The sequence below is a fragment of the Pandoraea sp. ISTKB genome, from assembly GCF_001721285.1.
Lineage (GTDB): Bacteria > Pseudomonadota > Gammaproteobacteria > Burkholderiales > Burkholderiaceae > Pandoraea > Pandoraea capi.
In genome coordinates, this window is the sequence record NZ_MAOS01000094.1 from 77,955 (window position 1) to 91,521 (window position 13,567).

Sequence of the window (13,567 nt, forward strand, 5' to 3'; positions counted from 1 at the left end):
CGAGCGGGCCCGGACATCGGGCACCGCTCGCAAGAACCGATACGACAGGACACGATTCCCATGAAATACATCTCCACGCGCGGTGCGGGCCTGACTTCGGGCGAGCCGCAATCGTTCTCCAGCATTTTGCTCGGCGGCCTGGCCCCGGACGGCGGTCTTTATTTGCCGACGGCATATCCGCAGGTGACGGCCGACGAACTGCGCGCCTGGCGTCAGTTGTCGTACGCCGAACTGGCGGCCCAAGTGCTGACGAAGTTTGCAGGCGACATCCCGGCGGAAGTGCTGGCCGACCTGACGAAGCGCACGTACACCGCCGAGGTGTACCGCAACGTGCGTCCGGGCGAAGACGCTGCGGACATCACGCCGCTGCTGCCGCTGGGCGTCGAGAAGGACACGCAGCTCTCGCTGCTGGCGCTCTCGAACGGCCCCACGCTGGCGTTCAAGGACATGGCCATGCAGTTGCTCGGCAATCTGTTCGAGTACGCACTGGCGCAGCACGGCGATGCGCTCAACATTCTGGGGGCGACGTCCGGCGATACGGGTAGCGCGGCCGAGTACGCCATGCGCGGCAAGGAAGGCATTCGCGTCTTCATGCTGTCGCCGGCGGGCAAGATGAGTGCCTTCCAGACCGCACAGATGTACAGCCTGCAAGATCCGAACATCTTCAACCTGGCGGTGGAAGGTGTGTTCGACGATGCGCAGGACATCGTCAAGGCGGTCTCCAACGATCACGCCTACAAGGCGCGCTACAAGATCGGTACCGTCAATTCGATCAACTGGGCGCGCGTCGTGGCGCAGGTCGTCTATTACTTCAAGGGCTACTTCGCAGCCACGGGCGGCAAGTCCGGGCAGGACGGCGAAGTGTCGTTCACTGTGCCGTCGGGCAATTTCGGCAACGTCTGCGCCGGTCACATCGCGCGCATGATGGGCCTGCCGATCCGCAAGCTGGTCGTGGCGACCAACGAAAACGACGTGCTCGACGAGTTCTTCCGCACGGGTCGTTACCGCGTGCGCAAGTCGGCCGAAACGTTCCATACCAGCAGCCCGAGCATGGACATCTCGAAGGCATCGAACTTCGAGCGCTTCCTGTTCGATCTGCTGGGCCGCGATGCCACCGCGACGGCCGACCTGCTCTCGAAGGTCGAGCGCGAGGGCGGCTTCGATCTGTCGGGCAGTGAGGCGTTCGCCCGCGTGACCCAGTTCGGCTTTGTGTCCGGGCGCAGCACGCACGCGGACCGTCTGGCGACGATTCAGGACGTGGCCAAGCGCTACGACATCGTGATCGATACCCACACGGCCGATGGCGTGAAGGTCGCGCGCGAAGCGCTCGAACCCGGCGTGCCGATGGTCGTGCTGGAGACGGCACAGCCGGCGAAGTTCGCCGAGACGATTCGCGAGGCGTTGCACCGCGAGCCGCCGCGTCCGGCAGGTTTCGAGCAACTCGAATCGCTGCCGCAGCGTTTCGATACGGTGCCGAACGATGCCGAGCGCGTGAAGGCCTATATCGCGGAGCACACCGGCCTGTGAGCCGTCGTTCCATGAATCGGGCGCCTGATTACGCTTATGACGCTTCACGTGCCTTAGCGTTAGGGCGCCCAATGACTTCCGGGCCATTTGCATGCTGAGTACTCAAGAAGCTCTCGACGCGGTGTTGGCTGCGGCGCGTCCGCTCGATTCGCGCGAGACGGTCGATACGCTCGCGGCGAACGGCCGCGTGCTGGCGGCCGATGTCGTCGCCACGCTCGACGTCCCGCCGATGGACACGAGCGCGATGGACGGCTACGCCGTGCGTGTAGCCGATCTGCTCGGCGCCGAGACGGTGTTGCCCGTCTCGCAGCGCATTCCCGCCGGGCACGCCCCGCAACCGCTCGCCAGCGGCACCGCAGCGCGCATTTTCACGGGGGCGCCGGTGCCGCCGGGCGCGGATGCCGTCGTGATGCAGGAGCAGTGCGATGCGCGTGACGATGGCTCGGTCGTCATCCGTCATACGCCGCTCGCGGGTGAGTTCGTCAACCGACAAGGCGCCGACATTCGCCGTGACAGCGTGGTGCTGGCAGCCGGTACCCGGTTGCGCGCGCCGGCGCTGGGTCTGGCGGCGTCGGTGGGCATCGCGAAGCTTCAGGTCGCCCGACGTCTGCGCGTGGCCGTGTTCTTCACCGGCGACGAACTGACGATGCCCGGCGAGCCGTTGCGCGCCGGCAGCATCTACAACTCCAATCGTTTCGTGCTGCGCAGCCTGCTGGAGAACCTGGGCTGCCAGATGACCGATTACGGCATCGTGCCGGACAATCTGGCGGCCACGCGCGCGATCTTGCGCGATGCGGCGCGCGGCAACGACCTGATCATCACGTCGGGCGGTGTCTCGGTCGGCGAGGAGGATCACGTCAAACCGGCGGTGGAAGCGGAGGGGCGTCTCAATCTGTGGCAGATCGCGCTCAAGCCGGGCAAGCCGCTCGCGTATGGCGAGGTCAAACGGGCGAACGGCGAGACGGCCCATTTCATTGGCCTGCCGGGCAATCCGGTGTCGAGCTTCGTGACCTTCCTGCTGTTCGTGCGCCCGTTTATCCTGCGTTTGCAGGGGGCGACGAATGTCACGCCGCGCCGCATTGCGATGCGCGCCGATTTCACGCAGAAGAAGGCGGATCGCCGTAACGAGTTCGTGCGCGCCCGCATCAACGATCAGGGCGGCCTCGACGCCTTCCCGAATCAGAGTTCGGCGGTGCTGACCTCGACCGTCTGGGGCGATGGTCTCATCGACAATCCGCCGGAGCACCGCATCGAAGCGGGGCAGACGGTGGCGTTCCTGCCGTTCTCCGACCTCCTATATTGAGAGACAGGGGTGCGGCCCGCAAACCCGGGCGGCACGCCGGACAGACTTATGCAGATCGATCTTCGCTTTTTCGCCAGTGTCCGCGAGGCGCTGAATGTCGCTGAGGAGCGCGTGGACGTGGTGCCCGCAGGGGTTGCCACGGTGGGAGACGTACGCGAATGGCTGTGCACGCGTGGCCCGGTCTGGGCCGAGACGCTCGGGCCGCAACGCTCGTTGCGCATGGCGTTGAACCACACGATGGTGCCGGCGTCCACCCGCCTGACAGAGGGTTGCGAAGTCGCATTCTTCCCGCCGGTGACCGGTGGTTGAGCTAGAGGGAACGAGATTCCATGCCGATTCGTGTTCAGACCGAAGATTTCGACCTGTCGGAGGAAATCCGGCGCTTGCGGGCGGACGATCTGCGCGTGGGCGCTGTGGCGACCTTCGTGGGTACCGTGCGCGACCTGAACGACGGCAAGGATGTCTCGCGCATGACGCTCGAGCACTACCCGGGCATGACGGAAAAGGCGCTGGAGGCCATCGTCGTGCAGGCGCGCGAACGCTGGCGTCTGTTCGATGCGCTGGTGATCCACCGTTATGGCGAACTGGGGCCGGGCGATCAGATCGTGCTGGTGGCCGTGACGTCGGCGCATCGCGGAGATGCGTTTGCCGCGTGCGAATTCATCATGGACTATCTGAAGACCGAAGCGCCGTTCTGGAAGAAGGAATCGACGCCGCAAGGCGAACGCTGGGTCGACGCCCGCGAGACCGATACCGCCGCCCGTGAGCGCTGGGTGAATGCCGGGAAGTCCTGAAACGACTTTTAGCGCCCCTTAACGGCCCCTTGGCGTTCCTTCACTGTCCTTTAAGCGTCCCTTAAGCGTCCCTTAGCCGCAGGTCACTGATGTGGCCGTGCCGGCCGCCGTTGCTTGATGCTGTCGAGCAGCGCCCGTTGCGCCGGCGGCAGCGTGTATTCCCATCCGAACAGGTTCAACTGAAGGCTTTCCGCGATCCGGATCGCCGGTTCCGCGAAGGCGAAGGCGGCCTGCGGTTCGAACAGCTTGTCCAGCGTGTCGAAGAAGAGGGCGAGCCAGCGGCTGAAGTGCTCGCCGCTCAGATGACCGAACGGCTGATGGGCCTGCGTCACATTGCCGCGGTAGCGTTTGGCCCCGAGCACGATGCTTGACCAGAACGCCACCATTTTCTCCAGATGCATGTCCCAGCGACCTTCGAGCGCCTGCCGAAAGACGGGGCCGAGCAGGTCGTCGTCACGAATGCGCCCGTAGAACGTATGGACGAGCAGGCGCACGGCGTCTTCGTCGATCTCGGACAGGCGGGCCGCAGGCCATTCGAGGTGGTTCGGGGCGCCCGGATCGTTGGCTTCGGCGGTGATTTGGCGGGAAATCTGGGTAGACATGTCGACGGACATCCGAGCCCGCCATGACGGGAATCCGGGCTTCCGGCCGTCAGGAGGACGCATGGTGCGGCGTGCTGAAAGTGGCTATTATGAGCCTCAAACCCGGGCGTGTCCTGCGGTTGCCTCAAGGCATGCACCCACCGCACCGAGAGGGCGCCATGCCCTCGCCACAAGCCCTGAAGCCAGCCCTCGTCCGGCATTGCGCGAAATGTCAAATGTCGCGCTGTAATGCCCCTTGAAACCACAGGGGATTGTCCGCACATCCGATCCAGAGAGATTTCTTACCGGAGCACTAGATGCGACAAGACAAATTCACCACGCAGTTCCTGGAAGCGCTGGCTGATGCCCAAAGCATGGCAGTCGGTCGCGACCAGCAATACATCGAGCCGCTGCACCTCCTCGCCGCGCTGATCGCACAACCCGAGGGCGCCGCGCGCTCGCTGCTGCAACGCGCAGGCGTGCAGGTTCAGCCGCTGGCGCACGACATCGAGACGGCGCTGGCCAAGCTGCCGCAGGTGCAGGGCACCGACGGCAATGTGCAGGTCAGCCGCGACCTCGCAGGCCTGCTAAATCAGGCCGACAAAGAAGCGCAGAAGCATGGCGACAGCTATATCGCCAGCGAAATGTTCCTGCTCGCGCTCGCCGACGACAAGGGCGAGACGGGCAAGCTGGCTCGCGCACGCGGCCTGACCCGTAAATCGCTGGAAGCCGCCATCGAAGGCGTGCGCGGCGGCGCTTCCGTCGATAGTCAGGATGCCGAAGGGCAGCGCGAAGCGCTCAAGAAATATACGCTCGACCTGACCGAGCGCGCGGCCGCTGGCAAGCTCGATCCGGTGATCGGCCGCGACGACGAAATTCGTCGCACGATCCAGATCCTGCAACGCCGCACGAAGAACAACCCGGTGCTCATCGGCGAGCCGGGCGTAGGCAAGACGGCCATTGTGGAAGGCCTTGCCCAGCGTATCGTCAACGGCGAAGTGCCGGAGTCGCTCAAGAACAAGCGCGTGCTCGCGCTCGACATGGCCGGGTTGCTGGCCGGCGCGAAGTTCCGCGGCGAGTTCGAAGAGCGTCTGAAGAGCGTGCTGAACGATATTGCCAAGGATGAAGGCCGCACGATCCTGTTCATCGACGAAATTCATACGATGGTCGGTGCAGGCAAGGCCGAAGGCGCGATGGATGCGGGCAACATGCTCAAGCCGGCGCTCGCGCGCGGCGAGCTGCATTGCATCGGCGCGACCACGCTGGACGAATATCGGAAGTACATCGAGAAGGATGCCGCGCTGGAGCGTCGTTTCCAGAAGGTGCTCGTCGAAGAGCCGAGCGTCGAGGCGACCATCGCCATCTTGCGAGGTTTGCAGGAGAAGTACGAACTGCACCACGGCGTGGAGATCACCGACCCGGCCATCGTGGCAGCGGCGGAGCTGAGCCAGCGCTACATCACCGATCGCTTCCTGCCGGACAAGGCCATCGACCTGATCGATGAGGCGGCGTCGAAGATCAAGATGGAAATCGATTCAAAGCCGGAAGTGATGGACAAGCTCGACCGTCGTCTCATCCAGTTGAAGATCGAACGCGAAGCCGTCAAGAAGGAAACGGACGAAGCGTCGCAGAAGCGTCTGGCGTTGATCGAGGAAGAGATTTCGCGTCTGGAGCGCGAATACGCCGATCTCGAAGAAGTGTGGACGGCCGAGAAGGCCGCCGTGCAGGGCAGCGCGCAGGTCAAGGAAGAGATCGATCGCGTGCGTGCTGAGATCGCAAAGCTGCAACGCGAAGGCAAGCTCGACAAGGTGGCTGAACTGCAATACGGCAAGCTGCCGCAACTCGAAGCCCAGTTGAAGGATGCCGACGCCGCCGAAGCCGCGGGACAGCAGTCGCAGCCGCGTCTGTTGCGCACGCAGGTGGGCACGGAAGAAATCGCCGAGGTCATTTCGCGCGCCACGGGCATTCCCGTGTCGAAGATGATGCAGGGCGAGCGTGAAAAGCTGCTCAACATGGAAGGCAAGCTGCACGAGCGTGTGGTGGGGCAGGACGAGGCGATTACCGCCGTGGCCGACGCCATCCGCCGTTCGCGCGCCGGGCTGTCGGATCCGAATCGTCCGTATGGTTCGTTCCTGTTCCTGGGGCCGACCGGTGTGGGCAAGACCGAGCTGTGCAAGGCGCTCGCCATGTTCCTGTTCGATTCGGAGGATCACCTTATCCGCATCGACATGAGCGAGTTCATGGAGAAGCACAGCGTGGCGCGTCTGATCGGGGCGCCGCCGGGCTACGTCGGCTATGAAGAAGGCGGTTATCTGACGGAAGCCGTGCGTCGCAAGCCGTACAGCGTGATCCTGCTCGACGAGGTCGAAAAGGCGCACCCGGATGTCTTCAACGTGCTGCTGCAAGTGCTCGACGATGGCCGGATGACCGATGGTCAGGGACGCACCGTGGACTTCAAGAACACGGTGATCGTGATGACGTCGAACCTCGGGTCGTCGATGATTCAGTCGATGGTCGGCGAGCCGCAGGAACGGATCAAGGACGCGGTGTGGACGGAGATCAAGGATCACTTCCGTCCCGAGTTCCTGAACCGGATCGACGAAGTCGTGGTGTTCCACGGACTCGACCAGAAGCATATCGAGTCGATTGCCACGATCCAGATCGAGATCCTGCGTCAACGTCTGGCGAAGCTCGACATGAATCTCGAAGTCACCAAGGCGGCGCTCACGCATGTGGCGCGCGAGGGCTTCGATCCGGTGTTCGGGGCGCGTCCGCTCAAGCGGGCGATTCAGCAGGAGATCGAGAACCCGGTCGCCAAGCTGGTGCTCGCGGGCAAGTTCGGGCCGAAGGACTCGATTCCGGTCGACTGGCGCAACGGTCGCTTCACTTTCGAGGGCGAATCCGCCGCGAAGGTGAGCGAGCAGACCGAAGCCGCCGCCGAGTAAGGCGTCGGCCGGCGTCAACCGGCGTCATCGCCGGAAATGCAGGTCGTCGTCCCCGCGCTTCGCAAGGAGCGCGGGGATTTTTTTGTCCTGCTTTACTGTTGCTGACAGCACTGTTGGTCCCTGGCCGGACGGTCGGCGGCTCGCGTGCATCGTCATGTCACAATCCTCGGCGAAAATGCGCGACCGCTGCGGTCCTTGCGGTTGCTGTGACTGCCGTCGCCATCGAATAGCGGCCGGACGCGATGGGATGCCCCCGGAACGACCGCTGTCATTCGCGCCGTCCGGCGACCGTTGGCGAGGATCGCTGTCCGTTCGTCGCAAGCCGGATGTGCCGGGTGCGCCCGCGTCCTATCGTCACGCCATGAATCAACCTGACGAGGACATCATGGCGACGATAGTGGCGATGCATCTGGGGGCGGCGGTGACGGCGTTGCTGGTGGGGGCAGGCATTCTGCTCATACCGCGAGGCACACCGCGACATCGGTGGCTGGGGCGTCTGTGGGTCGTGGCGATGGCCGCGACTGCCGCGACGAGCTTCGGTATTCGCGAACTGGAGAAGGGACATTTTTCGTGGCTGCACGCGCTCGCCATGTACGTGCTGGTGAGTCTGGTGTTTGCCGTGAGGGCGATCCGGCAGCACCACGTCGCCGCGCATCGCCGACAGATGCTCGGCCTGTACGCCGGGCTGGCGATTGCGGGCATTGCGGCCGTCGTGGTGCCGGGGCGCACGCTCAGCGTCGCGCTCGCCCAAGTGTGGCAACATGACGTACCGCCGGGGGGATCTCCCGCGCCGGGGCACACCGATGCCCGGCATGGCGACAATAGCGATAAGCAGGCAGGTGCATTAAAACAGACGCAAATTACGCCGCATAAACCAACGCAAACCCTCATGACGTCCGCATCGAAGATTGACGCTGGCGCCGCCGTCGCGACTTGGGTCTCGGCAGCAGGAGGGGCACGGCAATGAGTTCGACGATGAAATCTCAGCCATCCGCGCAGACTGGGCATGCCGACGCTCTCGGGGCGCCGCACGGCCACGGTCATCGCTTCGCTCGCGAGTTGGCCGGCGTCCTGCTGTTCAATACGGTCGTGGCGTTCCTGCTGTGGGTGATTGGCTTTGGCGGCGCATTCTGGCAGAACCTTGTCTTCAGTCAGTGCATCGGCATTGCCATCACACTGTTCATCGACGGCGGCCGCCGGGTGATCTGGGGCGACGCCCGACCATCGATGCCCTGGTTTTTGACGCTCGTCGTCGGCGGCTGTGTCGCCGGCCTGGTCTTGGGCATTGCGACGGGCACGGCGTTGCTGGGATTGCCCCTGTCGATGTGGCGACCCGTGAACGGTCATGCCTTGCCGCTGGCGTTGCTGATTGCGCTGATCGCCTCGGCGATCGGCAGTTATCACGGCTGGTCCCGGGCGCGTATCGCGCAGTTGCGGGAAGCGGCAGCGCAGCAGACATTGCGTGAGGCGGCGGCCGACAGACAATTGGTGCATGCCCGCCTTCAAACGCTGCAAGCGCAACTGGAACCCCACTTTCTGTTCAACGTGCTCGCCAATCTCGACTCGCTCATCGCGAGCGATCCGGCACGGGCGCGCGTGCTGCTCGGGCATCTCAACCGATTCCTGCGCGCCTCGCTTGCGGCGACCCGTGCCGATGCGACGACACTCGCCGACGAGTTTGCGCTGCTCGATGCCTTACTGGCGATTCAGCAGGTACGTTTCGGCGAGCGTTTGCGTTATACGTTCGATCTGCCGGACGAATGTCGCGCGGTGAGTCTTCCGCCGATGCTCGTGCAGCCGCTGGTCGAGAACGCGGTCAAACATGGTGTGGAGCCGCTGTCCACGGGCGCGACGGTGACCGTGAGCGCCCGACTGGAGCGTGCGGGGAGCGGTGAAGCCTCCGGCATGGCATCCGGCACAAGGTCCGGTGTGACGTATGTCGTGCTTCGCGTAGCGGACGACGGCGCAGGTTTCGCCGTCGACAGGCCCGTGGCATCTGGCGGAATCGATGCCGACCGTTCTGCACGTACCGCTGGTATCGGTCTGACGAATATTCGGGAGCGCTTGCGGGTGCTCTATGGCGACGAGGCGCGCCTCACGCTCAGTGAGGGCGTGCCGCAGGGTGTCGTCGCAACGCTGCGTTTGCCGGTGAGGGAGTCCGCAGGTGCGGACGCCGTCGGCAGTGCAAGCGGTACCTAGGTTTCTAGTCGCAGAGAGTGGAGTGCATGACATCCCCCGTCGCCCTGATTGCCGAAGACGAACCGTTGCTCGCCGACGCGCTGCGCGCCATGCTCGCGCAGGCGTGGCCGGAGTTGCAAGTGCTGCCCGACGCATCGGACGGCACGTCGGCGATTGCCGCCATTGCGCAAGCGCGTCCGGATGTCGTGTTTCTCGACATCTCGATGCCCGGTGCAACCGGCATCGACGTCGCCCGCGCTTGCGCCCGGCTGACGCATCCGCCGCAAATCGTGTTCGTGACGGCTTTCGACCGCTACGCACTCGATGCCTTCGACGCCGCTGCCGTCGACTATCTGCTCAAGCCCGTCGAGCCGGAGCGACTCGCGCGGACGGTGGCACGTGTACGCGAGCGCCTGGCTGCCCCAACCAGTGACACGCTCTCCCAGTTGCTGACGACGCTGCGTGCGCATCTGGAGACCGTGCCGTCAGCGACGGCTGCGATAAGCGGCGCGCCGGGGGCGAATGGTGCGAAGGGTGCCAATGGTTCGCATGACAGTCATGGGGCCAGCGGTGCGAATCGTGTGCGGGGCACGAAGCCGACGGAGGGTGTCGCCGGCGCGCTCGGGGCACCGACGATGCCACAAGCCCCTCGCGAGTATCTGCAATTCGTACGGGCTTCCGTGCGCGACGAGATCCGCATCGTGCCGGTCGAGGAAATTTGCTTTTTCGAGGCGGCGGATAAATACGTCGTTGTGGCAACGGTCGATGGCGATCTGCTGATTCGCACGAGTCTGCGCGAACTGCTGCCGCAGCTCGATCCGTCGCGCTTCTGGCAAGTGCACCGCAGCACCGTGGTCAATGTGGGCGAGGTCGTGAGTGCGCAGCACACGCCGCTTGGCCGCCTGACCCTCAAGCTCAAGCGACGAAAAGACCGCGTGGCCGTCAGTCGTCAGTACGCTCACTTGTTCCGCCAGATGTGATGTCCGGCGGCGTGGAGAAGAAATCGGTCGGGGTGCGTCCGAAGGTGCGTTTGAACATCGCGGAAAACGCGCTCTGACTCCGATAGCCCAGTTCGCGGGCGATGCGAGCCAGCGGGTAGCCTTTCGAGGCAAGCGGAATCGCCTGCGCGAGGATAGCTTGCTGGCGCCACTGCACGAAGCTCATGTTCAGTTCCTGTCGGAACAGGCGTCCGATGGTGCGCGGGCTCGCACCGGCATATCTGGCCCATTGATCGAGCGTCCAGGCGCGCGCCGGATCGGCGAGCATCGCGTTGCAAAGCGTGAGAAGCCGTTTGTCGCGCGGCAGAGGCACTTCCAGCGGTAGCGGCGACGCGCGGCGTAATTCGTCCAGAATCAAACCGCCGAGCATTTGCTCGCGTGGCGTGTCGAGGTCCTCGTCGGGGACGTCGATGGCGGCGATCAGTTCGCGCAGCAACGGCGAGACTTCCACCACACGACAGTGATCGAGGCCCGAGGGAATGACTTCGGGATGCACGTAGAGTGTGCGCAGATACGACGGCTCATTGACCTGAAGGCTGTGCTCGATATCGGGCGGAATCCAGATGGCGCGCGAGGGCGGGACGATCCACGCGGCGTCTGCGACCGCGATCTGGATGACGCCGCGCGGCGTGTAGGCGACCTGCGCCCAGGCGTGTCGATGGTTGGGCACGCGAATGCCGTCGCTCAACGGCCGCGCCCGCAAGCGCACCGGGCGCGCTCGCGTCGGCGCGAAGGCTTCGGGCACGACATAGCTGTCGAACTCGCTTGGGATGGCGGTCGGCGGCTCGGCATCCATCGGACCGGATGGCTCGGGCGCAAGATTCGGCATGGCGTGATCGCGACAATTGGGATTTTTGTAAGTGTAAACTCGTTGCCTGTCACTTTCGATCCGGACCCCCGACATGACGAATGCCTCGCCCGATACCTCGACGCCTTCTCCCGCGACCGATCCGCAGGCCGATGCCGTGCACGTCTTCGTCTATGGCACGCTGCGTGCGGGCGAGATCAACGACATGATGCGTGCGGCGGCGCGTCACGGAATTGCGGCGCCGGTGTTCGTCGGTACCTGCACGCTTGGCGGACGCCTCTACGATTTCGGTCACTATCCGGGCATGGTGCTGGACGGGGTGACGTCCGGACAAGCCGAGCAGGTCACCGGCGATGTCTATCGTATTTCCCCGGCGCTGATTCCCGTACTCGACGAGATTGAAGCCGTCTACCCGGGCGAAGCGGGGTTGTTCGTTCGCGAGATGCAAGACGTGACGTGCGGCGGTGCGGCATACGCGTGCATCGTCTACCCCGTGGGCGAGTCGGCGGTGAGCCAACTTCCGCGGATCGTCGGCGGCGACTGGGTCGCCTATCGCCGCGCACGGGATACCAGCGCGGCGTGAGGTCTGTGAGTGTCGTGGGCGGCGGCTGGCGATTGCTATCGGTCGCTGTGCGGCGAAGGTCGTGACGACAGACGCAAGCCGAATGGATTCAGCGAAGTGCCGACGTCATAGTGATCAATGTTGTCGTTGCGCTTGAGCCACCGGGTCAGGCCCACGGTTATCGGCAACATCAGCCATTGCAGTGCGCATTTGAAGATGAATTCGAGCCCGGCCATGCGAGCCATGGCGTCGATATCGAGGACGTAAGCAAACGCCACGACGACGAAGACGACCGAGTCCAGCAGTGCCGCGAGCGCATTGCCCGCCATCAGGCGAAGGCTCGCCAGTCGGCCATGCATGGCGACTTTCATGCGCACCAGCGTCGCGGCGTTGGCGAATTCACCCACGAAGCATGCCGATACGGATGCCAGAAACATGTGGGCAATGGACTCGAACCAGCGTCGCTGAACTTCATCGGTAAAGCCGGTTTGGGCCGCCCAAGCCGGGTCGGTCGGCAGCATGGCCATCAGCCATAGGAACGCCAGCATTGCCAGATTCGCGCCAAGGCCGCTCCATATCACCAGGCGGCTGATGCGATAGCCGTAGACCTCAGTCAGAGCGGACGAGAACAGATACGCCAATGGGAAGCTGATCAGCGCAGCGGAGAAGGTGAGACGGAGTGGTTCGCCGGCGAAACGCCATGGGAGCGTGACTTCGCACACCCGCGCGCCCAGCGCGTTCGAGATCAGAAGGAAGCTCACAAACCCGATCGCCAGCATGACGACGGCTGGGGTGATCCGTGTCGTCTGAGGTATGAGCGGGGCGTTGGCGTCCGGTGGCTGGGAAAAAGCAGCGGAAAATTTCTGGGTAGGGGCTCTCATTGACGAACGGTTCGCAGGTTGGTGATGGCGACCGCATGTGTCGATCGGACCGGATTGATGTCGAGCCCGTGGCGTCGGGTGAAGCGGGCGCCGACCGTCAATCGCGACGGTTCACAGCGCGTGAGGATATCGGAGAAGAGCGTCTCGACGCATTGCTCAATGTATAAGGCACTGTCGCGGTACGACAGGACATAGGCCATGAGCGAGCGTCGGCAGATGGGGGTGCCTTCGTATTCGATCCATACCGTTCCGTAGTCGACACCGCCGCTCAGCGGACAACGAACACTTAACAGGTCTGAGGTCAGACACTCGTGCACGGCGGATTCCGACGGCACGTCGGCGTCCCGGCGCTGGCGCAATAAATTGGCATCGACACCGCCGCGCACCACCGGAACAGGCTCCGTGTCCAGCGTTTCCGAGTGAGGTCCGGCCATGGCGGTGCTGCGAACGGCTTGGCGAACGGGCGTGGTGCGAACAAGCACATACGCGTTGAGGCAGCGCGACAGTTCTCCAGCGATGTGCGCTTCCAGAGCCTGCGTCGATTCGAAGCGGCATTCGCGGAGTGTCATGAAGTACCGATGAGCATCGGTCATTTCAAGCGTGAACGGCGAGTCGCACGGAATGACCAGTTCGACGACGGCGATTTGCGGGCGCTCGTGCATGTCCAGCCAACTAACCTCGTAATGATTCCAGAGATCGTAGCCGCGCGAAGCGATGGCGGGCAGGGCGTGCTGACGCTGAACGTGAGGTCTCGGAAGCGGACGTAGCGTGTAGCAATGGATTGGCGCGGGCAGCGTTGAATACGACATATCGGATGAGGGCTCCGTGAGTACGACTCATGACCCTATCGCACTGGGTTTCTCGGCTTCAATACGACAATTCCGAAAACAGGGGATGCGAATTCATCTTTGGGTGAGTGTCTGATCGATTCCGGGTGGGGGGCCTAACGATCGAGATGGCCAGGACGTTCCGACCCAACGGCGCCATGTC

Annotated in this window: 13 protein-coding genes; 9 read left to right on the top strand and 4 right to left on the bottom strand. The window is 63.9% G+C overall.

Going from position 1 to position 13,567, the window contains the following annotated elements; all coding sequences use genetic code 11:
* Positions 1–60: 60 nt before the first annotated feature.
* The 4 genes from thrC to moaE all read left to right on the top strand — a co-directional run bounded on the left by thrC (position 61) and on the right by moaE (position 3,624).
* Entirely contained in the window at positions 61–1,527 is a 1,467-nt protein-coding gene (gene thrC, locus A9762_RS26420) for a threonine synthase (RefSeq protein WP_069344936.1), read from the top strand.
* Positions 1,528–1,618: 91 nt separating this feature from the next.
* Entirely contained in the window at positions 1,619–2,830 is a 1,212-nt protein-coding gene (gene glp / locus A9762_RS26425) for a gephyrin-like molybdotransferase Glp (protein ID WP_069344937.1), read from the top strand.
* Positions 2,831–2,878: 48 nt separating this feature from the next.
* On the top strand, positions 2,879–3,139 hold the full coding sequence (gene moaD, locus A9762_RS26430) for a molybdopterin converting factor subunit 1 (protein ID WP_069344938.1): 261 nt from the start codon (positions 2,879–2,881) through the stop codon (positions 3,137–3,139).
* A gap of 20 nt (positions 3,140–3,159) precedes the next feature.
* Complete coding sequence (gene moaE / locus A9762_RS26435) at positions 3,160–3,624, top strand: molybdopterin synthase catalytic subunit MoaE (RefSeq protein ID WP_069344939.1); 465 nt, start codon at positions 3,160–3,162, stop codon at positions 3,622–3,624.
* Positions 3,625–3,707: 83 nt separating this feature from the next.
* On the opposite strand, the gene A9762_RS26440 is transcribed toward moaE, so the two are convergent.
* A complete protein-coding gene (locus A9762_RS26440) occupies positions 3,708–4,226 on the bottom strand; it encodes a group III truncated hemoglobin (protein WP_069345025.1) in 519 nt (172 codons plus the stop codon).
* Between the two features lie 296 nt (positions 4,227–4,522).
* On the opposite strand from A9762_RS26440, the gene clpB reads away from it, so the two are divergent.
* The 4 genes from clpB to A9762_RS26460 all read left to right on the top strand — a co-directional run bounded on the left by clpB (position 4,523) and on the right by A9762_RS26460 (position 10,308).
* Positions 4,523–7,150: an ATP-dependent chaperone ClpB gene (gene clpB, locus A9762_RS26445; protein WP_069344940.1), complete on the top strand. Its 2,628-nt coding sequence runs from the start codon at positions 4,523–4,525 to the stop codon at positions 7,148–7,150.
* Positions 7,151–7,511: 361 nt separating this feature from the next.
* Complete coding sequence (locus A9762_RS26450) at positions 7,512–8,117, top strand: DUF2306 domain-containing protein (protein ID WP_170836337.1); 606 nt, start codon at positions 7,512–7,514, stop codon at positions 8,115–8,117.
* 8 nt (positions 8,118–8,125) lie between these two features.
* Positions 8,126–9,349 (top strand): sensor histidine kinase, encoded by a 1,224-nt coding sequence (locus A9762_RS26455; RefSeq protein WP_170836338.1) that lies wholly within the window; start codon positions 8,126–8,128, stop codon positions 9,347–9,349.
* A 26-nt stretch (positions 9,350–9,375) separates the two neighbouring features.
* A complete protein-coding gene (locus A9762_RS26460; protein ID WP_069344943.1) occupies positions 9,376–10,308 on the top strand; it encodes a LytTR family DNA-binding domain-containing protein in 933 nt (310 codons plus the stop codon).
* Here A9762_RS26460 and A9762_RS26465 read toward each other — a convergent pair.
* On the bottom strand, positions 10,271–11,155 hold the full coding sequence (locus tag A9762_RS26465; RefSeq protein WP_371443435.1) for a helix-turn-helix domain-containing protein: 885 nt from the start codon (positions 11,153–11,155) through the stop codon (positions 10,271–10,273). The genes A9762_RS26460 and A9762_RS26465 overlap by 38 nt on opposite strands.
* 73 nt (positions 11,156–11,228) lie before the next feature.
* On the opposite strand from A9762_RS26465, the gene A9762_RS26470 reads away from it, so the two are divergent.
* Entirely contained in the window at positions 11,229–11,717 is a 489-nt protein-coding gene (locus tag A9762_RS26470) for a gamma-glutamylcyclotransferase (protein ID WP_083254317.1), read from the top strand.
* A 35-nt stretch (positions 11,718–11,752) separates the two neighbouring features.
* On the opposite strand, the gene A9762_RS26475 is transcribed toward A9762_RS26470, so the two are convergent.
* Positions 11,753–12,457, bottom strand: coding sequence for a VUT family protein (locus A9762_RS26475; protein WP_170836339.1), 705 nt, complete (start codon positions 12,455–12,457; stop codon positions 11,753–11,755).
* Positions 12,458–12,573: 116 nt separating this feature from the next.
* Positions 12,574–13,386 (bottom strand): hypothetical protein, encoded by an 813-nt coding sequence (locus tag A9762_RS26480; protein WP_083254319.1) that lies wholly within the window; start codon positions 13,384–13,386, stop codon positions 12,574–12,576.
* Positions 13,387–13,567: the final 181 nt, after the last annotated feature.

Bases quoted from the DNA above. Each gene is read 5' to 3' on its own strand.
- A9762_RS26460 (WP_069344943.1), top strand. From the start codon at position 9,376: ATGACATCCCCCGTCGCCCTGATTGCCGAAGACGAACCGTTGCTCGCC.
- glp (WP_069344937.1), top strand. From the start codon at position 1,619: ATGCTGAGTACTCAAGAAGCTCTCGACGCGGTGTTGGCTGCGGCGCGT.
- A9762_RS26440 (WP_069345025.1), bottom strand. From the start codon at position 4,226: ATGTCTACCCAGATTTCCCGCCAAATCACCGCCGAAGCCAACGATCCG.
- clpB (WP_069344940.1), top strand. From the start codon at position 4,523: ATGCGACAAGACAAATTCACCACGCAGTTCCTGGAAGCGCTGGCTGAT.
- A9762_RS26455 (WP_170836338.1), top strand. From the start codon at position 8,126: ATGAAATCTCAGCCATCCGCGCAGACTGGGCATGCCGACGCTCTCGGG.
- moaD (WP_069344938.1), top strand. From the start codon at position 2,879: ATGCAGATCGATCTTCGCTTTTTCGCCAGTGTCCGCGAGGCGCTGAAT.
- A9762_RS26470 (WP_083254317.1), top strand. From the start codon at position 11,229: ATGACGAATGCCTCGCCCGATACCTCGACGCCTTCTCCCGCGACCGAT.
- thrC (WP_069344936.1), top strand. From the start codon at position 61: ATGAAATACATCTCCACGCGCGGTGCGGGCCTGACTTCGGGCGAGCCG.
- A9762_RS26465 (WP_371443435.1), bottom strand. From the start codon at position 11,155: ATGCCGAATCTTGCGCCCGAGCCATCCGGTCCGATGGATGCCGAGCCG.
- A9762_RS26450 (WP_170836337.1), top strand. From the start codon at position 7,512: ATGAATCAACCTGACGAGGACATCATGGCGACGATAGTGGCGATGCAT.
- moaE (WP_069344939.1), top strand. From the start codon at position 3,160: ATGCCGATTCGTGTTCAGACCGAAGATTTCGACCTGTCGGAGGAAATC.
- A9762_RS26480 (WP_083254319.1), bottom strand. From the start codon at position 13,386: ATGTCGTATTCAACGCTGCCCGCGCCAATCCATTGCTACACGCTACGT.